21 protein-coding genes and 2 pseudogenes are annotated in these 19,236 nt (G+C 71.6%); 12 read left to right on the forward strand and 11 right to left on the reverse strand.

Annotated features, from left to right (window positions below):
- Positions 1-259: transposase (locus JNW89_RS07260; protein WP_238448262.1), on the forward strand; the 259-nt coding region annotated here is incomplete at its 5' end.
- Between the two features lie 94 nt (positions 260-353).
- Here the strand turns inward: JNW89_RS07260 and tnpA are convergent.
- On the reverse strand, positions 354-770 hold the full coding sequence (gene tnpA, locus JNW89_RS07265) for an IS200/IS605 family transposase (RefSeq protein ID WP_238448263.1): 417 nt from the start codon (positions 768-770) through the stop codon (positions 354-356).
- 23 nt (positions 771-793) lie between these two features.
- Here tnpA and JNW89_RS07270 point away from each other — a divergent pair, with 23 nt between their 5' ends.
- Together JNW89_RS07270 and JNW89_RS07275 are read left to right on the forward strand one after the other, a co-directional pair.
- Positions 794-2,083, forward strand: a complete 1,290-nt coding sequence (locus JNW89_RS07270) for a transposase (RefSeq protein ID WP_238448264.1) — start codon at positions 794-796, stop codon at positions 2,081-2,083.
- A 160-nt stretch (positions 2,084-2,243) separates the two neighbouring features.
- Positions 2,244-2,696, forward strand: a complete 453-nt coding sequence (locus JNW89_RS07275) for an alpha/beta fold hydrolase (RefSeq protein WP_238448265.1) — start codon at positions 2,244-2,246, stop codon at positions 2,694-2,696.
- A gap of 213 nt (positions 2,697-2,909) precedes the next feature.
- On the opposite strand, the gene JNW89_RS07280 is transcribed toward JNW89_RS07275, so the two are convergent.
- Entirely contained in the window at positions 2,910-3,284 is a 375-nt protein-coding gene (locus JNW89_RS07280; protein WP_238448266.1) for a hypothetical protein, read from the reverse strand.
- A 174-nt stretch (positions 3,285-3,458) separates the two neighbouring features.
- Here JNW89_RS07280 and JNW89_RS07285 point away from each other — a divergent pair, with 174 nt between their 5' ends.
- The 3 genes and pseudogenes from JNW89_RS07285 (at position 3,459) to JNW89_RS07290 (ending at position 5,406) form a co-directional block, all read left to right on the forward strand.
- Complete coding sequence (locus tag JNW89_RS07285) at positions 3,459-4,178, forward strand: YsnF/AvaK domain-containing protein (RefSeq protein ID WP_238448267.1); 720 nt, start codon at positions 3,459-3,461, stop codon at positions 4,176-4,178.
- Positions 4,179-4,423: 245 nt separating this feature from the next.
- Positions 4,424-4,618, forward strand: a pseudogene (locus JNW89_RS36560) (DNA glycosylase AlkZ-like family protein); the annotation flags it as partial.
- A gap of 110 nt (positions 4,619-4,728) precedes the next feature.
- Positions 4,729-5,406 carry a winged helix DNA-binding domain-containing protein gene (locus JNW89_RS07290; RefSeq protein WP_309139957.1) on the forward strand — a complete coding sequence of 226 codons (678 nt, stop codon included), beginning with the start codon at positions 4,729-4,731 and terminating at the stop codon, positions 5,404-5,406.
- 152 nt (positions 5,407-5,558) lie between these two features.
- Here JNW89_RS07290 and JNW89_RS07295 read toward each other — a convergent pair whose 3' ends face one another.
- Genes JNW89_RS07295 through JNW89_RS07310 form a run of 4 tightly spaced genes read right to left on the reverse strand, consistent with a single transcriptional unit; the run spans position 5,559 to position 9,958 of the window.
- A complete protein-coding gene (locus JNW89_RS07295; protein ID WP_238448192.1) occupies positions 5,559-6,767 on the reverse strand; it encodes an ABC transporter ATP-binding protein in 1,209 nt (402 codons plus the stop codon).
- A gap of 9 nt (positions 6,768-6,776) precedes the next feature.
- Entirely contained in the window at positions 6,777-7,610 is an 834-nt protein-coding gene (locus JNW89_RS07300; RefSeq protein WP_154936139.1) for a carbohydrate ABC transporter permease, read from the reverse strand.
- Position 7,611: 1 nt separating this feature from the next.
- Positions 7,612-8,607: a carbohydrate ABC transporter permease gene (locus JNW89_RS07305; RefSeq protein WP_238448191.1), complete on the reverse strand. Its 996-nt coding sequence runs from the start codon at positions 8,605-8,607 to the stop codon at positions 7,612-7,614.
- A gap of 58 nt (positions 8,608-8,665) precedes the next feature.
- On the reverse strand, positions 8,666-9,958 hold the full coding sequence (locus JNW89_RS07310; RefSeq protein ID WP_238448190.1) for an ABC transporter substrate-binding protein: 1,293 nt from the start codon (positions 9,956-9,958) through the stop codon (positions 8,666-8,668).
- Between the two features lie 229 nt (positions 9,959-10,187).
- Here JNW89_RS07310 and JNW89_RS07315 point away from each other — a divergent pair, with 229 nt between their 5' ends.
- From JNW89_RS07315 to JNW89_RS07335, 5 genes and pseudogenes are all read left to right on the forward strand, one after another.
- Complete coding sequence (locus JNW89_RS07315) at positions 10,188-10,766, forward strand: DsbA family protein (RefSeq protein WP_238448189.1); 579 nt, start codon at positions 10,188-10,190, stop codon at positions 10,764-10,766.
- Positions 10,767-10,993: 227 nt separating this feature from the next.
- Positions 10,994-11,098, forward strand: a pseudogene (locus JNW89_RS38590) (VOC family protein); the annotation flags it as partial.
- 164 nt (positions 11,099-11,262) lie between these two features.
- Positions 11,263-11,529 (forward strand): VOC family protein, encoded by a 267-nt coding sequence (locus tag JNW89_RS38000; RefSeq protein WP_238448269.1) that lies wholly within the window; start codon positions 11,263-11,265, stop codon positions 11,527-11,529.
- A 211-nt stretch (positions 11,530-11,740) separates the two neighbouring features.
- On the forward strand, positions 11,741-12,172 hold the full coding sequence (locus tag JNW89_RS07330) for a hypothetical protein (RefSeq protein WP_238448270.1): 432 nt from the start codon (positions 11,741-11,743) through the stop codon (positions 12,170-12,172).
- Positions 12,173-12,219: 47 nt separating this feature from the next.
- Positions 12,220-12,495 carry a hypothetical protein gene (locus JNW89_RS07335; protein ID WP_154936134.1) on the forward strand — a complete coding sequence of 92 codons (276 nt, stop codon included), beginning with the start codon at positions 12,220-12,222 and terminating at the stop codon, positions 12,493-12,495.
- Positions 12,496-12,570: 75 nt separating this feature from the next.
- Here JNW89_RS07335 and JNW89_RS07340 read toward each other — a convergent pair whose 3' ends face one another.
- The 5 genes from JNW89_RS07340 to JNW89_RS07360 all read right to left on the reverse strand — a co-directional run bounded on the left by JNW89_RS07340 (position 12,571) and on the right by JNW89_RS07360 (position 18,760).
- Positions 12,571-13,269 (reverse strand): L,D-transpeptidase, encoded by a 699-nt coding sequence (locus tag JNW89_RS07340; protein WP_238448271.1) that lies wholly within the window; start codon positions 13,267-13,269, stop codon positions 12,571-12,573.
- Positions 13,270-13,642: 373 nt separating this feature from the next.
- Positions 13,643-14,527, reverse strand: a complete 885-nt coding sequence (locus JNW89_RS07345; protein ID WP_238448272.1) for a DUF4184 family protein — start codon at positions 14,525-14,527, stop codon at positions 13,643-13,645.
- Positions 14,528-14,554: 27 nt separating this feature from the next.
- Entirely contained in the window at positions 14,555-15,253 is a 699-nt protein-coding gene (locus JNW89_RS07350) for an HAD family hydrolase (protein ID WP_238448273.1), read from the reverse strand.
- 109 nt (positions 15,254-15,362) lie between these two features.
- Positions 15,363-16,004, reverse strand: a complete 642-nt coding sequence (locus JNW89_RS38005) for a TetR/AcrR family transcriptional regulator (protein ID WP_238448274.1) — start codon at positions 16,002-16,004, stop codon at positions 15,363-15,365.
- A gap of 47 nt (positions 16,005-16,051) precedes the next feature.
- Positions 16,052-18,760 carry a glucosidase gene (locus JNW89_RS07360; protein ID WP_238448275.1) on the reverse strand — a complete coding sequence of 903 codons (2,709 nt, stop codon included), beginning with the start codon at positions 18,758-18,760 and terminating at the stop codon, positions 16,052-16,054.
- Between the two features lie 45 nt (positions 18,761-18,805).
- On the opposite strand from JNW89_RS07360, the gene JNW89_RS07365 reads away from it, so the two are divergent.
- On the forward strand, positions 18,806-19,236 hold a 431-nt coding region (locus JNW89_RS07365; RefSeq protein WP_238448276.1), incomplete at its 3' end, for a glycogen debranching enzyme N-terminal domain-containing protein.

The following is a 19,236-nucleotide window of genomic DNA, read 5'->3' on the forward strand; positions in this document are numbered from 1 at the left end:
CCTGCAAACCAGACGCCAGGAACAGACCACCGAAAGGTGGCAGCAGCGCTACCACACCCGGGCCGGCGTCGAAGCCACGATCTCTCAAGCGGTACGACACACTGGCATCCGCCGCAGCCGCTACACCGGCACCGTCAAGACCCACCTCGGCCACGTCTTCGCCGCCACCGCGGTCAATCTCCTCCGCATCGACGCATGGCTAACTGACACACCACTTGGCCCGACCAGAACCAGCCATCTCACCCTGCTTGCGGCGTAGTTCAGCTGAAACACCCTTGTTGGTCATACACCAACGGAGTCCTTCAGGGTGGGGGTGCAGGCCCGCGGGAGGGCTGTCTAGGCCCGAGTGTGCTCTAGCCTGGCCGGTTCTGCTGCTCGATGTACTGACGCAGGATGGTCAGGGGTGCGCCGCCGACCGAGCCGGCGAAGTATGAGGCTGACCACAGCCTGTTGGCCTGGTAGTAGTGGCGCACCAGGTCGGGGAACTCCTGCCGCATTCGGCGTGATGACACTCCCTTGAGGCTGTTGACCAGCTTCGACAGGGCGACCTTGGGTGGGAAGTTCACCAGCAGGTGAACGTGATTGTCCCCGCCGTTGAACTCGATCAGGTCGGTGTCGAAGTCGGTGCACACCGCCCGCATGATCTCCTCCATCCGCGTCAGGTGCCGGTCGCTGAACACCTTGTGGCGGAACTTGGTCACGAAGACCAAGTGGGCATGCAGGGCGAACACACAGTATCTGCCTGCCCGGATTCCATCGATATCGCTCATAGGCCAATGCTAGATTGTCCAATGTGCAGCTTCGGTACAACTTCCGCGTCTACCCGACGCCCGGCCAGCAGGAAGCGCTGGCCCGGGCGTTCGGGTGTGCGCGGGTGGTGTTCAACGACGGGCTGCGCGCACGGCAGGAAGCCCGGAAGCAAGGGCTGCCGTACGTCTCCGACGGGGACCTGTCCAAGCGGCTGATCACCCAGGCGAAGAAGACCGAGGCCCGCGCCTGGCTGGGCGAGGTGTCCGCGGTCGTGCTTCAGCAGGCCCTCGCGGATCTCAACATGGCCTACCGCAACTTCTTCGCCTCGATCACCGGTGCGCGCAAGGGTGGCAAGCTCGCCCCGCCGCGGTGTCGTTCCCGCAAGGACAACCGGCAGGGGATCCGATTCACCGCCAACGCCCGGTTCAAGGTCCTGGACAACGGCCGGTTGCGGCTGCCGAAGATCGGCGACCTGGCGGTGCGGTGGTCGCGGGCGCTGCCGGCGGACGCCACCTCGGTCACGATCATCAAGGACGCCGCCCGGCGGTACTTCGCCTCCTTCGTCGTGACCACCCCCGACCAGCCGCTGCCCCCTGCCGGCACCGAGGTGGGCATCGACCTAGGGTTGACCCACTTCGCGGTCCTGTCCGACGGCACGAAGGTCACCGCCCCGAAGTTCCTGCGCCGGGCCGCCCGCAAGCTCAAGCGGTTGCAGCAGGACCTGTCCCGCAAGCAGCGGGGCAGCAACAACCGCAAGAAGGCCGTCGTGAAGGTCGCCAGGGCGCACGCCAGGGTGGCCGACACTCGGCGGGACTGGCAGCACAAGCTCTCGACCCGGATCATCCGCGACAACCAAGCGGTGTACGTCGAGGACCTGTGCGTGGCCGGTCTCGGCCGGACGCGGCTGGCCAAGTCCGTGCACGACGCCGGCTGGTCGCAGTTCGTCGGGATGCTGGCGTACAAGGCCACCCGACACGGGCGTACTTTCGCCCGGGTCGACCGGTTCTTCCCCTCCACCCGGATGTGCTCGGGCTGCGGACGGATCAACGACAAGATGCCACTCCACCTCCGGTCGTGGACCTGCCCCTGCGGGGCGACCCACGACCGAGACGTCAACGCGGCCATCAACGTGCTCGCGGCGGGACGCGCCGAGAGCCTAAACGCCTGTGGAGCGCAGGTAAGACCGGCACCCGTGCCGGCACCGCGCCGGGAAGCAGGAATCCGCCCGGACGCCGCGTGTTCCACGCGCAGCGTGGAGGGAACCTCCGTCCTTCAGGGCGAAGAGATCGTCAACCGTCCTCGTCGTTCCAAAAAGTTCAGTTCCGCAACCTGATGCCGGCGCTCGGCGACCTCTGGCGGCTGCTCGCCCCCGACCTGGCGGCCTTCGGCTACACCCGGGCCGATGCGGCGCGGAACGGGTCACGGCACTGGTCATCCAGAGCGGCGACATCTACGAGGACCAGCACGGGCCGAAGTACGCGCCGCTGAAGAAGATGTGGGCCGACCCCAGCCCGCGGGCGCTGGCCGAGGTGGCCGAACACGTCTCGGAGAGCGGGTTCCGCGCCGAGTTCCTGGGCGAGGTGCCCGGCGAGATCGTCGACCGGATCAGCCCCGACCTGTGGACGCTCTCCTGGGCGCAGGTGGGCCGGCCGCCGGGCCCCGACCACCTCGTGCACCTGCTCGCCGACCAGCGGAACACCGTCGACTGGTTCCCGCGTCAGCAGGCGTACCTGCGGGAGCACCAGCCAGCCACGCTGATCGTCTGGGGGCCGCACGACGGGTACATGCCCGAGGGGGCCGCCCGCGCGTACCTGCGCGACCTGCCGGACGCGGAGCTGCACCTGCTCGACGGCGGCCACTGGCTGCTGGAGACCCACCTCGACGAGGTGGTGTCCCTGATGCGCGACTTCCTCGGCCGGGTCCACCCGCCCGCTGCCGGGAGGTAGCCGACTCAAGATTTGCGCAAGTTCCCCGCGGGGCGGTGCCCGTCGCCGTCGTCGACCGGGATCCTGGGCGCACGGGTGCCGGCGGCCCGGGACACCGCGAAGCACAGTGGACCTGAACGGGGGATCGCGCTCCGCCCGCGTATGCGGGCGTAGCGCGATCAGGGCCCGGGTCAGCCGAGGGCTCCGCCACCGGGTCGGCGGCCCGCGTCCGGCTCAGTCGTCGAGTCGGTCGCGCAGGTCGTCGACCTGTTGCTGGAGGCGGTCCACCGCACCCTTGTCGTTGACGAAGGTGCTGATCCCGGCCGCGAGGGCCAACCCCAGCAGCACCGCCAGCACGCTGAGCACCAGCCCACCGATCGCCACCCCCCGCCCGGTCACCCCCGGGCGGCGGCTCATCTTCAGCCCGACGATCCCCAGGATCACCCCGATGATCCCGAGCAGCAGACCGATCCAGGCGAGGATGGCGGTCAGGACGCTGAACAGCGCCGCCACCCCGAACACCAGGGCAAAGGTGGCGGCGGCACTGGTCTTGGCCGGCGTACCTCCGGCGGGGCGGGCGCGCGGGGCGGGCTCACTGGCTGCAGTCATCTCATACCTCGCATTCTTCGCTACGGTCCCGGACGGCGCATCCCCGATGTCCCGACACTTATGCGTCCCCTCCGGGACCTGTCCTCTCGCTGCTGCTATCCACGGCCGTCCCGACGAATGTGCTCCGAACGGGCCGGGTAGCCAGGTCGTGACCCACGAGAGGAAGGACGAACGATGCGACTCACCGAACAGCAGGTCCGCTCGCTGTACGGGCAGCACGTCCAGGACCGCTCGGGCGCCAAGATCGGCAGTGTGGGCCAGGTCTGGGCCGACGCCGCCGGCGAGCCCACTTGGGTCAGTGTCAAGACCGGCGTGATGGGCCACCACGAGTCCATGGCGCCGCTGGCCGGGGCCGGGATGGCCGAGGGTCGCCTGCGGGTGCCGTACGACAAGGCGACCGTGCGCAGCGCGCCCGCCGTCGAGTCCGGCACCGAGGCGCCGCTCGGCTCGGACCAGCTCGCCCAGCTCTACCGGCACTACCAGCTCCAGCAGCAGGAGCAGCCGCAGCGGCGGCCCGGTGCGCCGGAGATGACCCGGTCCGAGGAGCGGCTGCGGGTCGGCACCCAGAGCGAGCCGGCGGGCAAGGCCCGGCTGAGCAAGCACGTGGTGAGCGAGGACGTGCACACCACCGTGCCGGTCGAGCACGACGAGGTACGGGTGGTGCGCGAGCCGATCACCGCGGCGAACCGCGGCGACGTCCGGCCGGACATCCGCGACGAGCAGCGTGAGATGGAGCTGCGCGCCGAGCGGCCGGTGGTCGCCAAGGACCAGGTGCCGGTCGAGCGGGTTCGGCTCACCAAGGACGAGATCGTCGAGGATGAGCCGATCGACGCGCAGGTCCGCCGCGAGCGGGTCGACGCGGACGTGCCGGAGCCGGCACGCCGGCGGCGCTGACCGCGACCGCCACGGTCGGTGATCGTGGACGTCGGGCGGGTGGGCCACGGCCCGCCGCCCGGCAGCGTGTCCGGATCGGTGTCGGGGCCGCCGCCTAGGCTGACCGTCGTTCCCGGGCGAAGGGCGGCACTGTGCGGTTGACCGGCGGCGAGGCGTTGGCGTTGCGGATGACCAGCCTGCTGTTGCGGAAGCACCCGCGCGGCCGGCCGCAGGACGTCGCCGGCGTGGTCGAGTGGTTCGGCGCGATGCAGGCGCAGGACGCGGCGAGCGGCCTCTGGTCACTGGGCACCCGGCTGCCCGGGTGGACCGTGGCGGACGTGCGGGCGGCGCTGGAACGCCGGGAGGCCTTGCGGACCTGGCCGATGCGGGGCACCGTGCACCTCGTACCCCCGCGGGACGCCCGCTGGATGCTCGAGGTGACCGGCGGTGCGGGCGCTGAGCGGCGCGGCGGCCGCCGGACCACGCTCGGCCTCACCGAGGCCGACGCCGACCGGGCGGCCGACGTGCTCGGAGCCGTGCTGGCCGGCGGCGGCCGGCTCACCCGCGCCGAGTGTCTGGCCGCCCTGGCCGCCGCCGGCATCGACCCGGCCGGCCAGCGCGGCTACCACCTGCTCTGGTACGCCAGCCAGCGCGGCGTCACCTGCATCGCCCCGCACGTCGGGACGAGCAGACTTTCGCCCTGCTCGACGAGTGGGCGCCCGAGCCGCGCCGCCCCGAGCGCGACGAGGCGCTCGGCCTGCTGGCGCTGCGGTACTTCCGGTCCCACGGGCCGACCACCCGGCAGGACTTCGCCGGCTGGACGGGGCTGACCCAGGCGGACGCCCGGCGGGGCATCGCGGTGGCCGGCGACGACCTGGCCACGGTGGAGGTGGACGGGGTGCCGGCCGTGCTCGACGCGGCGCTGCTCGACGCGCCCCGCACCCCGCGCGACGACGTGCTGGCGCTGCCCGGGTTCGACGAGTACCTGCTCGGCTACAAGGACCGCACGCTGATGCTCGACCCGGCGCACCGGCAGGCAGTGGTCCCCGGCGGCAACGGCGTCTTCCAGTCCACGATCGTGCGCGCCGGGCGGGTGGTCGGCACCTGGAAGCGCACCATCGCCCGGGCCCGGGTCACCGTGACCGTGCGGCAACTGACCCCGTTCGACGACTCGATGCGCGGCCGGGTCGAGGCGGCCCTGGCCCGGTACGCCGACTTCCTCGGCCTGCCCCTTCATCACTCCCGGTGACCGCGGCTCCGCGCGACGCGCCTCGTCACGATCGGTAACCGGGCTGGCCTCCGGCCGCGTGACGCCGAGCGACCCGCCACGGACCGCCTCCTGACTCGCCGCGAGAGGGGCCGGGGTGCCACACACACCCACCGGCCCCTCGGCGACGACCGTCAGTCGGCCAGCGCGCCCGCGGCCCGACCCTCGTGCAGGGTCAGGTTGCGCCCGCTCGACGGGTCGAACAGGTGGATCTTCTCCAGGTTGAACCAGACCCGGCGGCTCGTGCCCTCCCTCACCGGGGACTCAGCCGACAAGCGGGTGACCAGGCTGGCCCCGGTGCCGGTGAAGTCGGCGGCGCCGGCGTCGGCGGCCAGCTCCTCCAGCTCGGCGGCGCTGGCCCGCTCCCCCTCGACCGTGAAGTAGACGTACTTGTCCGAGCCCATCGACTCGACGATGTCCACCGGCGCCTCGAACTCCATGCCCCGGCGGCGGGTCTCGTCGTCGACCAGCTCGGCGTCCTCGAAGTGCTCGGGACGGATGCCGAGGATCAGCTCGCGGGGAGCGTCGGCCCCTTCGAGCTGCCGGCGGACCCGGTCGCCGATCGGCACGTCGCCGAGCGCCGTCCGCAGGGTGCCGTCGGAGACCGCCGCGTGCAGGAAGTTCATCGACGGGGAGCCGATGAAACCGGCGACGAAGAGGTTGCGGGGGTGGTCGTAGAGCTCCTGCGGCGGGCCGACCTGCTGCACCGCGCCACCCCGCATGATCACCACCCGGTCGCCGAGGGTCATCGCCTCGGTCTGGTCGTGGGTGACGTAGACGGTGGTGGTGCCGAGCTGCTTCTGCAGCCGGGACACCACGGTACGCATCTGCACCCGCAGCTTGGCGTCCAGGTTCGACAGCGGCTCGTCCATCAGAAACGCCTTGGGCTGGCGGACGATGGCCCGACCCATCGCCACCCGCTGGCGCTGGCCGCCGGAGAGGTTGGCCGGCTTGCGGTCCAGCAGCGCGGTCAGCTCCAGGACCTTGGCCGCCTCGTCCACCTTCTGGTTGATGGTCTCCTTGTCCAGCTTCTGCAGCCGCAGCGGGAAGGCCATGTTCTCCCGGACGGTCATGTTCGGGTAGAGCGCGTACGACTGGAACACCATCGCGATGTCCCGGTCCCGGGGCGCCTTGTCGTTCACCCGCTGCCCGGCGATGCGCAGCTCGCCGGAGCTGATGTCCTCCAACCCGGCGATCATGTTGAGGGTGGTGGACTTCCCGCAGCCGGAGGGGCCGACCAGGATGACGAACTCGCCGTCGGCGATCTCCAGATCGACGTCCTGCACCGCCACGGTCCCGTCCGGGAACCGCTTGCTCACCTTGTCGAGCACGATGTCAGCCACGACTACCACCTATCCCTTGACTGCGCCGGAGGTCAGTCCGGAGACGATGCGGCGCTGGAAGAAGAGCACGAACAGGATGATCGGAATGGTGATCACCACGGCGGCGGCACAGATCGCCCCGGTGGGATCCTCGAACTGCGACTCGCCGGTGAAGAACGACAGCGCCACCGGCACCGTGCGGGCCCGCTCGGTGGAGGTGAGCGTGATCGCGAAGAGGAAGTCGTTCCAGCAGAAGATGAAGACCAGGATCGCCGTGGTGAACAGGCCGGGCGCGGCCAGCGGGGCGATCACCCGCCGGAACGCCTGGCCCTGGGTGGCGCCGTCCATCTTCGCCGCCTTCTCCAGGTCCCACGGGATCTGCTTGAAGAACGCCGACAGGGTGTAGATCGCCAGCGGCAGCGCGAAGGTGATGTACGGCAGGATCAGGCCCGGCCAGGTGTCGAAGAGGCCGAGCTGCCGCTCGATCTCGAACAGCGGCGACACCAGCGACACCTGCGGGAACATCGCGATCAGCAGGGAGACGCCGACCAGCAGCTTCTTGCCGGGGAAGTCCAGCCGCGAGATCGCGTACGCGGCCATCGCCCCGAGCACCACCGCGACCAGCGTGGCGATCAGCGCGATGCCGATCGAGTTGACCAGCGCCCGGACGAACTGGTCGGTGTCGAAAATCGTCCGATAGTTGTCCAGCGTCCACTCGCGAGGGATGAACTTCCCGTCGGTGAGGGTGGCCGGGGTCTTGAACGACAGCGAGGCGATCCAGAGCACCGGGATCAGCGCGAAGACGACGACGATGACGTCCAGCAGACCCCAGCGCAGCTTCGCCCGGGTGGTGGTTTCAGCCATGTCAGCGCCTCTCCCCGTCGTCGCTGCCCGGGGCAGCGGTACCGAACAGCTTCACGAAGACGAAGGCGATGATCGCCACGGTGAGGAAGATCAGCACCGACATCGTCGAACCGATGCCGAGGTTGAGGCCCCGGATCAGGTTGTTGTAGGCGAGCATCGACACCGAGGAGGTCTCGTTGCCGCCCGCCGTCAGCACGAAGATGTTGTCGAAGACCCGGAACGCGTCCAGGGTGCGGAACAGCAGCGCGACCAGGATCGCCGGCTTCATCACCGGCAGCATCACCTTGGTGAACCGCTGCCAGGCGGTCGCTCCGTCGGTGGAGGCGGCCTTGAGCAGGTCCTCCGGGACCAGCGCCAGCCCGGCCATCAGCAGCAGGGCCATGAACGGGGTGGTCTTCCAGATCTCGGCCAGCATGATGATCGCCAGCGAGCTGGCCCGCTCGGTCAGCGGCGCGCTGCCGTCGAAGAGGTTGGCCAGGTAGCCGGTGCCGGGCGTCCAGGCGTACCGCCAGGAGAAGGCGGCCACCACCGTGACAATGCCGTACGGGATCAGCGCCGCGGTGCGGACGATGCCCCGGCCGACCAGCGTCCGGTGCATGATCAGCGCCAGCCCCATGCCGAGCACCAGCTCGACCGCGACGGTGACCACCGTGATCAGCATGGTGACGCCGAACGCGGTCCACCAGAACTCGTTGGTCAGCACGGTGACGTAGTTCTCCAGCCCGATGAACTCGCGCTGGTCGGGGAAGCGCAGGTCGAAGCGCTGCAGCGACAGCCAGACCGAGTAGATGATCGGGTAGGCGGTCACCAGCAGCATGACCAGCGCGGCCGGGGCGCATAGCAGCCAGCCCAGCCGGCGCTCGGCCTTCTTGTTCTCGCTCAGCGGGGTCTTCGCCCGGCGGCCGGCCCGCTGGGCGGGCACCGCCGCGTGCCGGCCGGTGGTCCGCTCGGCCTCGGCCGCGACCTCCGCCCCGGTGGGAGTGGCGTTGATGCTCATGCCGTCACCTCCGGACGGTCGCCGCCACCGGTCGGCCGGCGGCGCTGGGTTCGCTCGGTCACGGCAGGACCCCCTTGGACTGGAGGGCGTCGGAGATCGCGTCGCGCAACTCGTCGGCCGTCCGGTCCGGCTGGATCGCCGACGGCGGCGACAGGATCGCCGACATCACCGTGGAGATGCTCTGGTACGCCGGGGTCAGCGGTCGGACCGCCGGCTCCTTGAGCTCGTCGAGGATCGTCTCCTTCATCGGGTACGCCTCGGCCATCTCCGGGTCGTCGTAGACCTTCTCGATGGTCGGCGGCACGCCGTCGTTGATGGCGGAGAACTTCTGGTTCTTCTCGTTGCGGATGCACCTGGCCGCCTCGAAGGACTCCGTCGGGTGCTTCGAGTAGGCGCTGACCGCCATGTTCACCCCGCCGATGGTGACCTTGCTCGGGGTGTTCGCGTCGATGCCCGGCACCCGGGCCCACTTGACCTTCTTGGCCAGCTCCGGGTCCGCCTCCTGCAACGCCGGGTAGACGAAGGGCCAGTTGACCTGGAAGGCGCCGCCGCCGGCCTGGAACTCCAGCCGTACCGGGTCCTCGGTGGCGTTGCTGAACGACGGTGAGGCCACGCCCGACGTGGCGAACCGCTTGAGCTGGTCCAGCGCCTTGACCGTCCCGTCGTCCATCACGGCCTGCTTGCCGTCGTCGCTGATGATCTTCCCGCCGGCGCTCTCGGCCAGGGTGTTGTAGAGGACGACCAGTCCCTCGTACTGGGCGCCCATGGTGAGCACCTGGTACGGCTTGCCCTGTCCCTTGAGGTCCTGGGCTGCCTTGATCATGTCGTCCCAGCTGGTCGGGGCCTGCGGCACCAGGTCACTGCGGTACCAGAGCAGCTGCACGTTGGTGTTCTTCGGGGCGGCGTAGAGCTTGCCCTCGTACCGGGCGGTCTCCAGCGGGCCGGTCAGCGTGCCCTGCTCCACCTCGGTCTTGTCCTGGCCGGTCCACTCGCGGATCCAGTCGGCGCTGGCGAACTCCTGGGTCCAGGTGACGTCGAGGCCGAGCACGTCCATCCCGGTGTCGTGCGCGGCCAGCCGACGGACCATCTGCACCCGCTGGTCGTCGGCCTGCCGTGGCAGCACCCGGTAGGCGATCCGGTAACGCCCCTGTGCCTGGGCGTTGCAGTCGTCGACCACCTTCTGGAGGTTCTGCTCCGGCGGGTAGTACAGGTTGATCGTGGGCGTACCGCCGCTTGCGCCATCGGAGCCGCACGCCGCCAGTGGCGCGACCAGCGCCAGCGCGGCGGCCGCCGCCCCGAGCCGGACGCCCGGACGGCGCCGATGTCGGATCGCTTCGGGGTCTGTCGTCATCGCCCTCCCCCTTTCCTCGGCGAGAGACCGGGGGAAGGCCCGTGCCCCGGCGCACGGCGAGACGGCCCGGGCGGTGGGCGGAATCGCGCCAAGTCCGGGCGTTTCGTGCGCCCACAGTGCCCGACCCGCGACACCGCGAAACCTCAGCGTGACGATGCGCATTGTCCGGGGCGCGGGTGTGGTAGATCACCGCGGTGCGGATCGATCGGCCCCGCCGTAGGCTCGGCCGATGGATGCGACCTTCTTCTTCGACCCCGCCTGCCCGTGGACCTGGCGCGCCTCGCGCTGGCTGGTGCGGGTCGCCGAGGCCCGGGGGCTCAGCGTCGAATGGCGGGCGTTCAGCCTGGCGATCCTCAACGAGGGCAACGTCCCGCCGCAGTTCGCCGACGCGCTGACCGCGTCGAGCCGGGCGCTGCGGCTGGTGGAGGCGCTGCGCGCCCAGGGCCGTCCCGAGGACGTCGCCCGCTTCTACACCGAGCTCGGCGCGCGCAGCCACGACGCGGGCACCCCGCTCGCCGCGTCGATCGTGACCACGGCCGTCGACGCGGCCGGGCTGGGCGAGGCGGCGCCGGCCCTCGACGACGAGCGCTGGGACCAGGCGGTACGCGAGTCGCACGCCCTGGCGTACGCCTCGGCGGGCCCGGACGTCGGCGCGCCGGTGCTGATGGTGCCGGGCGCCGAGCGCGGCATCCACGGGCCGATCCTGACCGAGGTGCCCGAGCTCGACGACGCGCTGACCATCTGGGACTCGCTGCTGCCGCTGCTGCGGATCCCGGCCTTCCACGAGGTCAAGCGCGGCCGCCGCTGACCTGCCCCGGCCGGCGGCGGGGCGGCGCGTTGTCGGGCCCGGCGGGCATGATGACCGGATGATCGCGCGCTTCAAGGATCTCTGCATGGACGCCGCGGACCCCCGCTCGCTGGCCGGGTTCTGGGCCCGGATCCTCGGTGGCGAGGTGCTCGACACCGGCGACGGCGACTTCCGGGTCGACCCGCGGCCGGGCGGGGGCCGGGCCGGAGTCGATCTGGGTCAACCGGGTGCCCGAGCCGCGTACCGGCAAGACCCGGGTCCACCTGGACCTGCGACTGGCCGACGCCGACCCGGCGGCGCTGCGGGCCGCGGGCGCCCGGCTGGTGCGGGAGCCCGACGCCGAGATCAGCTGGTGGGTGCTCGCCGACCCGGAGGGCAACCAGTTCTGCGCGTTCGCGCCGCGCGGGGGCAGGCGGCCCGGGCCGTTCGAGCTGGTGGTGGACAGCGCCGACCGACCGCCCAGGCCACCTGGTGGGCGGGCGTGGTGGGCGGTCGGGTGCAGACCACGGCGGAGGGTCACGCCTCGGTGGTCGGCGCGGCCGGCTTTCCCTGGGACTACTGGGTCTTCGACCCGGTGCCGGAGCGCAAGCGGGTCAAGAACCGGGTGCACTGGGACGTCGACCTGACCGGCCCGGACGCCACCGCGCTGATCGCCGCCGGGGCGATGCTGCTGCGCGAGCCCGACGAGACGGTCGGCTGGTGGGTGCTCGCCGACCCGGAGGGCAACGAGTTCTGCGCCTTCGCTCCGCGCCGGCCGGCCTGACCTTCGGGGTTCCCAGCAGGTGGGCGCGGTGGGGCTACCCCGCGCCCGCCGGGTCGACTAGCGTCAGGTGAGCTTCACCAGCCAGCGCGTCGCCGTCGAAGTCGATACGCCTCCGGCCGACCCCAGCCCGCCCGATCGGTTGGTTCTCGCGCGAACTTCCCTCCGCCGGTCCACCGGTTGGGCAGGATCGTCCCCACGAGGAGGTGCCGTCGTGCAGGACACCCGCGCTCTCGCCCTGACGTTCGAGGTGAGCGGCCTGCCACCGGTCAAGACCGAGGCGCTGTCCATCTTCGCCGCCGGACACCGGCAGGCGACGAGGGTCCGCGCCCTGCTCCAGGCGGCCTGCGCCGCGGCCCAGCGCACCGGCTGGACGCCGCTGGCCGGGCCCGTCGAGGTCGACCTGATCCTGCGCTGCCCGCCGGGGCACCGCACCTCGGACGCCAGCACCCTGCTCGGCGGGGTGTGCGCGGTGCTCCAGGACAAGAAGCGGGTCGCCAACATCGGGCTGGCCCATCTCGGCGTCCTGGTCGACGTCGCGCTCTACGACCACGACCGGCAGATCCGGCGGCTGTCGTACGCGGAGGAGCCCGCGGAGGACTTCTCGTACCAGGTCCGGGTGGCCGCCGTACCGGCCGGGGTTTGACCGACGACCGCGGTGGGGTACCGCGGACGCCGACGAAGGGAGCGCCGATGTCGGAGCCACATGTCACGCTCGATCCGAGCGGGCTCGACCCTGTGCAGCAGAAGCTGCGCGGCCCGCTGGAGGATCAGCTGACCTCGGCCCTGCAGGCGGCCACCGAACGGGTCCGGGCCAGCTACGCGGGCGAGCCGGTCGAGCAGGTCTGCCAGCGGCTGCTCGACGAGACCCGCGCCGGGCTGCACCCGGACATCGCGGCCGGGTTCAACCCGGACATGGACGAGTTCTGCCGGGTGGCGGTGGCGATCGTCCGCAGCGAGGTCTCCTGACCCAGGCGTACGCCGACCGCGCCGACCCTCGGGGCCGGCGCGGTCGGTCTGCGTCCGTGGCGCCGGCATCCCCGGCTAATAGTGGCCGAGGTTCTGCGCCGGGCTGATGACGATGCGCGGCGAGCGGGCCGGGTCGAGCCACGTCAGCACCGAGACCAGGTTGGCGTGGGACATGCTCACGCAGCCCGCGGTGGCGTTGCCGCCGGAGGTGCTGAACTCGTGCAGGAAGATCCCGCTGCCCTTCATGGGAACGGGCGCGGCCACGTTCGGCGACATGTTGTACGTGATCACCGCGAAGTGGGTGTACGCCGGCTTCTCCGTCCACAGCGCCTCGCTCCAACCACCCGGGTTGGTGGTGGTGTGCTGGAACGTGTTGTACCCCGGGGAGTCCGGGTTCTCGTTCCACCAGTCGTACTGCACCACCTGGTGGTAGGGGTAACGCACGCCGGGGTTGGCGCCGATGCCGTACATGGTCGGGCCGAACGAGTAGACCCCGGTGGGGGTGGTCGGCACGCCCTCCTGGTGGTCGTCGCTGAAGCCCTTCGAGCCGATCCGGGCGGGCAGCGGCGCCGAGACCGCCACCCAGTGGCCGCCGACCTTGTGGAAGGTCTCCAGGGTGGCGTAGGTGGTGCTGTAGCTGTCACCGGTCACGACGACGACCTGGGTGGTCGCGGCGGGCAGGGTGGTCAACCGGGAAGCCCGGTTGGGCGGCGGGATCGGCTTCCCCCGGCCCGTCGTCGTCCCGACGGGGCTGGCGACTGGTGTCGGTTCCATTCGCCAGATGATCGCATCCCGGCCACCTTTCCGGGGTCCCGGAAATGGTGACGGATCTCGTCCGGCAATTTCGGCGAGTCGGTGTAACGCGCAGGACGCGGCCGACGCTTTCACTTTCCGGTGGAGAAGAGGGAGCGGCGCCTAAACAGTTCTGGTGGCGGGTCAGGACCGGGTCCGCAACTCCCCGGCCCTGACCACCAGCCGTCCGGTGTGGTAGCGGAATCGCCTATGCGAGCACGGCGGGCGTGGCACGCCGCCCACGCCGGGCTCAGCACGGCGAGCCGGCCCGCCTGCACTCAGCTCCACGGTGCCCAACTACCGGACTTCGGTGCGTTCCCGACTCACCCCGAAGAGCCGTGAACGCGGGCCCAGGTTAGGCAGCCGACCCCCGTTCGGACAAGCATTCCGGGGCTCCGCCGAATGTGATTGATACCAATCCTGAAATGCGGCATGTCCGCGTAACGCAGCTACCCGGGTTGACGCTGTTTCTCCTCAGAGCGTCCCGTCCGGCCAGGGGACGTCCGGGCGACGGAAAGCGCTCCCGCCGCGGCGCGCCGGCGATGAGCGCGAGGGCCGCCAGGTGCAGCAGTCGCACCCCGGCGGGAGCGGCCACGGTGGCGGCGGGCAGCAGCGGCAGCACCGTCGCCCCGGCGGCGGTGACCGGCAGGGCCACTCCCCAGAAGACGGCGGGCCGCGCCGGCGGCGGAGGCGGTCGTACCCCTTGGAAGATCTCACCCCGGCGGGCCGTCCGCAACGCCAGGGCGACCACCACGACGCCGCCGACGGCGGTGCTGACCAGGTCCGAGAAGAACCACCAGTACATGCCGGTGTGCGCGTGGAAGTCCTCGATCCCGACCAGGCGCAGCCAGCGCTCGGTGTGCGTGGCCCGGTCCCAGAGCACGTGACTGGCCGCGCCGATCAGCGCCGAGCAGACCGTGACCTGCCAGGGGTGCCGGACCGCGCCGAGGGCGGCGTGGTCCCGCCAGGCGAAGAGCCGGTCGAGGGGCAGGTGCACCGCGATCCCGGCCACCGTGCGGCGGACGATCCAGGCGTAGACCAGCGCGACGGGCAGGCCCCACCAGAGCACCCCGCCCGCGGTGTGGGTGTGCCCGCCCAGCTCGATCCCGGTGCCGGTGAACAGGTAGGCGACGTCCGGCGACACCGCACCGGTGGCCAGCGCGACCCCGTCGAACCAGCGCGGTCGCCACAGCTTGAGCGGCAGCACCGGCGCCAGGTGCGAGGGGAACGTCAGGGGCACCTACGGAACGTTACCGGCCGCGCGCGCTCAGAAGTACCGAAGCAGGTCCGTGAACTCCGTCAGGCGCAGCACGCCCTCGTCGGCCGGGTCGAGCTCGTCGTGCTCCAGCACCCAGGTGTTGTCGTTCGGGATGAACACCGCGTTCATGCCCGCGGCCCGGGCCGGCAGGATGTCGGACTTCGGGGAGTTGCCGATCATCCAGGCGCGGGCCGGGTCGAAGCCGTGCTCGCGGGCCAACCAGCGGTAGGTGTCGACGTCCTTCTCCATCACGATGTGCGCGGCGTCGAAGTGGTGCAGCAGCCCGCAGGCATCGAGCTTGCGCTGCTGCTCCTCCCGGTCGCCCTTGGTCAGCAGCAGCAGGTCGTACCGGCCGGCGAGGGCGTCCAGGGTGTCGGCGACGCCGGGCATCAGCTCCACCTGGTGAGCGACGAGCGCGGCGGCCAGCTCGTCGATCTCCCGGCGCTCCCGCTCGGTGGCGGGCCGCTCGCGCAGCCGCTCCAGGCACTCGCCGAGGCTGCGCAGGAAGACCTTGCTGCCGTACCCGTGGGCGACCGCGTTGGCGCGTTCGATGTCGTCCAGCACCGCCCGGATCTGCGCCCGGTCCAGCGTCGGGTGCGCCAGCCAGTCCAGGAAGTCGTCGATCACCCGCTCGAAGACGACGTTGTTCTCCCAGAGCGTGTCGTCGGCGTCGAAGACGAGCACCGCCGCGTCCCGGCGCTGTTCCATCGGTCCCCCTCCCGGGTCTGGCGTCCGGGACACGCTACTGCGCGCCGGCGGCGACGGTCATCCGGGTTACGCCGCCGCGTGGCGCCGACACGAGGTCGACCCCGCCCGGTCAGGGCGCGGCGAACAGCCCGGCCGCGATCAGCTCCTCCCGCTGCTCCTGGGTCTCCGGTCGCAGCCGGCCGCCCCGGGTGAGCATGACCGTGCCGTGCAGGAGGGCCCAGCCGATCTCGGCGAGCGTGTCGGGGTCGCGGCCGGCGGCCAGCGGCGTCAGCGCGGCGCACAGTTCGGCGAAGGCGGCGCGAGGCGCGCCGGGCGCCGGGTCGCGGCCGAGGGTGAGGTCCGGCGTGTGGGCGAGCATGGCGTCGTACACCTCCGGGTTGGCGTACGCGAAGTCCAGGTACGTCGTCACCACCGCCGGCCAGGCGCCGTCGTCGCCGGCCGTTCCCCGGGCGGCGGCGAGGGCGGCGGCCAGGTCGGCGAAGCCGCGCAGGGCCACGGCGGCCACCAGCGCGGCCGGATCCGGGAAGCGGCGGTACAGGGTCTCGATGTCGAGACCGGTCCGCTCGGCCAGCCGGCGGCGGGTCACCGCCGCCCACCCCTCGGCCTCGGCAAGCTGCCGGGCGGCCGCCACGACCCGGGCCGGCTCGGCCGGCTCGTCCGAACCAGCCGGCTCGGCCGGCTCGTTCGACTCGGCCGGCTCGGCGTCCGGGCCGTCGGTGGGCGACACCCGGTCGATGCTAGCGACGGTCACCTGCCGTCACCGTCCGCTGACGGATTGGCGACTCTCCCCTCGGCCGGTCAGCGCCGCAGGGTGAGGATGAGGTCCGCGACCAGCGCGGTCCACCCGGTCTGGTGCCAGGCCCCCAGGCCGGCGCCGTTGTCGCCGTGGAAGTACTCCGGGAAGGAGATCAGGTCCCGCCAGTCGGGGTGGGTCTGGAAGAGCTGGGCGGCCCCGTAGATCGGCCGTCGCCCCCAGTCGTCCCGGGTGAACAGCGAGATCAGCCGGGCCGACAGGTCGTCGGCGATCTCGTCGAGGGTGCACTTGCGCCCGGAGCGGGTCGGGTACTCCACCTGGAGGTCGTCGCCGAAGAACGCCGCGTAGTCGCGCAGCGCGCTGATCAGCAGGAAGTTGGTCGGCATCCAGATCGGGCCCCGCCAGTTGGAGTTGCCGCCGAACAGGCCGCTGGTCGACTCGGCCGGCTCGTACCCGACGGCGAACTCCTGGCCGCCCAGGGTCACCGAGAAGGGCTTGTCCAGATGGGCGCGGCTCAGCGTGCGCAGGCCGTAGTCGGAGAGGAACTCGTCGGGGTCCAGCATCCGGGCGAGCAGCCGGACCACCTGCTCCGGGCCGACCATGGAAAGCAGCCGCTGCTGGCGGCCGTCCGGGCCGAGCCGCCGGGCCCCGATCACGTCGGCGTACTCGGGGCGGTGGGTGAGGAACCAGCGCAGCCGGGCGCCCAGCTCGGGCAGGCGTTGCAGGGTGCGCGCGGTGAGCCGGGTGGTGGCGGCCAGCGGCAGCAGGCCGACCACCGAACGCACCCGCAGCGGCACCTGGCTGCCGTCGGCCAGCCGGAGCACGTCGTAGAAGAAGGCGTCCTCGTCGTCCCAGAGCCCCTGGGAGTACGCGGCCGCCGCGATGTAGGCGAAGTGCTCGAAGAACTTGGTGGCGGTGTCGACGTAGGCGTGGTCGTGCTCGGCCAGCACGATGGCCATGTCCAGCAGGTTGAGCGCGTACATCGCCATCCAGCCGGTGCCGTCGGACTGCTCCAGCACCCCGGCCACCGGCAGCGCGGCGGACCGGTCGAACGGGCCGACGTTGTCCAGGCCGAGGAAGCCGCCCTCGAAGACGTTGTTGCCGCCGGTGTCCTTGCGGTTGACCCACCAGGTGAAGTTCAGCAGCAGCTTGTGCATCACCCGGGCCAGGAACTCGTGGTCGCGCCCGCCGTCGATCTCGAACACCTTCAGCGCCGCCCAGGCGTGCACCGGCGGGTTGACGTCGCCGAACGCCCACTCGTACGCCGGGATCTGCCCGTTGGGGTGCAGGTACCACTCGCGGAGCAGGAGCAGCAGCTGGTCCTTGGCGAAACCCGGGTCGACCCGGGCGATGCTGACGCAGTGGAAGGCCAGGTCCCAGGCGGCGTACCAGGGGTACTCCCAGGGGTCGGGCATGGAGATCACGTCGAAGCTGTTCATGTGCCACCAGGCGCTGTTGCGCCCGTGCCGGCGACCGGCCGGCGGCGGCGCGGAGCCGGGATCGCCCTCCAGCCACCGCTTGACGTCGAAGTGGTAGAACTGCTTGCCCCACATCAGCCCGGCGATGGCCTGCCGGGCGATCAGGGCCTCGTCGGCGCTGGCCGCCGCCGGGATGACCCCGGCGAAGAACCGGTTGGCCTCGGCCCGACGGGCCCACAGCACCGCGTCGAAGCCGTCGCGCAGGTCCGCCGGGGGCGGCGGGGCGGTGCCGGGCGGCGGGGCGGTGCGGGTCAGCCGCAGCCGGATCTGCCGCTGGCCGCCGGCGGGCACGTCGAGGACGTAGTGCAGCGCCCCCTTGGTCCCCTCCCGCGCCGGGTTGACCGTGGCCGCGCCGGTCACGACGTGGTCGTTGATGCCGTCCTTCGGGTACGGCGACCGCCCCGGCAGCCCCCAGAGCCGCTCGGCGTTGGTGTCGTTGTCGCAGAGCAGCGGGGTCGGCGCGCCGTCGCCCTCCAGCAGGACCTGGCCCAGCACCCAGTGCTCACCGACCAGCCGGGAGCCCTCGCCGACCAGCCGGGGCACCCGGTCGGCGGCGGGCAGCCCCCAGGCCCAGGTGTTGCGGAAGAACAGGTGCGGCAGCACGTGCAGGGTGGCCGCCTCGTCACCCCGGTTGGCGACCGTGACGAGGATGCACATGTCGGTCGGGGACGCCTTGGCGTAGTCGACGGTCACCGCCCAGTACCGGTCGTCGTCGAAGATCCCGGTGTCGACCAGCTCGTACTCGGTCTCGTCCCGCGCGCGCAGCGCGTTGACCGCGACCAGCTCGTCGTACGGGAAGGCGGCCTGCGGGTAGTGGTAGCGCCAGCGCATCCAGGAGTGGGTGGGCGTGGAGTCCTCGTACCACCAGTACTCCTTGACGTCCTCGCCGTGGTTGCCGCCGTCGCCGCCGAGGCCGAACATCCGCTCCTTGAGGATCGGGTCGACGCCGTTCCAGAGCGCGAGGGAGAAGCAGAAGGTCTGCCGGTCGTCGCAGACGCCCGCCATGCCGTCCTCGTTCCACCGGTAGGCTCTGGACCGCGCGTGGTCGTGGGGGAAGTAGTCCCACGCCGTACCGTGCTCGCTGTAGTCCTCCCGTACCGTCCCCCACGCCCGCTCGGACAGATAGGGACCCCATGCGCGCCAGTCCTGCTCCCGGGCGTCGGCCTGGGCCAGCCGGAGCCGCTCAGGGTCGGGGGACGGTGCGTCGGAGGGCGAGGAGTCGGTGAACACGTGCACATCTTCGACGCCGCCCGGGTACTTCACCACAAGGGCCATTGTCGTCGTGGCGCGTCACACCTCGCGGCCGCAGGAGGAAAGTAGTTGATCGAGATCGGTTTCGGTCCGCAGGTCTGCGGCGAACTGGCCGGCGGGGCGACCCGGGAGTGGCTGGTCACCGACGGCCTGGGCGGGTACGCGATGGGCACGGTGAGCGGGCTGCGCACCCGGCGCTACCACGGCCTGCTGGTGGTGGCCGGCGAGACGCCGGCGTCCCGCCGCGTGGGACTGGTGAGCCTCGACCCGGCGGTGACCCTGCCCTCCGGGGCGCGGATCCGGCTCGGGGCGCACGAGTGGTCCTCGGGCGTGGTCGACCCGCGCGGCTTCGAGCTGCTGGAGCGCTTCGAGCTGGTAGACGGGCTGCCGCGCTGGCGCTGGCGGATCGGCGACGTGGTGATCGAGCGGGAGCTGGCGATGACCCACGGCCGCCCGGCGTGGCGGTGGTGCCACCGGCTGGTCGCCGGCGGCCGGTCCGG

It is taken from the genome of Micromonospora sp. 4G55 (genome assembly GCF_016803375.1).

Excerpts from the sequence above, each read along its gene's own strand:
- JNW89_RS07280 (WP_238448266.1), bottom strand. The coding sequence starts at position 3,284 with ATGACTGCAGCCAGTGAGCCCGCCCCGCGCGCCCGCCCCGCCGGAGGT.
- JNW89_RS07340 (WP_238448271.1), bottom strand. The coding sequence starts at position 13,269 with ATGGAACCGACACCAGTCGCCAGCCCCGTCGGGACGACGACGGGCCGG.
- tnpA (WP_238448263.1), bottom strand. The coding sequence starts at position 770 with ATGAGCGATATCGATGGAATCCGGGCAGGCAGATACTGTGTGTTCGCC.
- JNW89_RS07335 (WP_154936134.1), top strand. The coding sequence starts at position 12,220 with ATGTCGGAGCCACATGTCACGCTCGATCCGAGCGGGCTCGACCCTGTG.
- JNW89_RS07310 (WP_238448190.1), bottom strand. The coding sequence starts at position 9,958 with ATGACGACAGACCCCGAAGCGATCCGACATCGGCGCCGTCCGGGCGTC.
- JNW89_RS07315 (WP_238448189.1), top strand. The coding sequence starts at position 10,188 with ATGGATGCGACCTTCTTCTTCGACCCCGCCTGCCCGTGGACCTGGCGC.
- JNW89_RS07285 (WP_238448267.1), top strand. The coding sequence starts at position 3,459 with ATGCGACTCACCGAACAGCAGGTCCGCTCGCTGTACGGGCAGCACGTC.
- JNW89_RS07360 (WP_238448275.1), bottom strand. The coding sequence starts at position 18,760 with ATGGCCCTTGTGGTGAAGTACCCGGGCGGCGTCGAAGATGTGCACGTG.
- JNW89_RS07275 (WP_238448265.1), top strand. The coding sequence starts at position 2,244 with ATGTGGGCCGACCCCAGCCCGCGGGCGCTGGCCGAGGTGGCCGAACAC.
- JNW89_RS07305 (WP_238448191.1), bottom strand. The coding sequence starts at position 8,607 with ATGAGCATCAACGCCACTCCCACCGGGGCGGAGGTCGCGGCCGAGGCC.
- JNW89_RS07300 (WP_154936139.1), bottom strand. The coding sequence starts at position 7,610 with ATGGCTGAAACCACCACCCGGGCGAAGCTGCGCTGGGGTCTGCTGGAC.
- JNW89_RS07350 (WP_238448273.1), bottom strand. The coding sequence starts at position 15,253 with ATGGAACAGCGCCGGGACGCGGCGGTGCTCGTCTTCGACGCCGACGAC.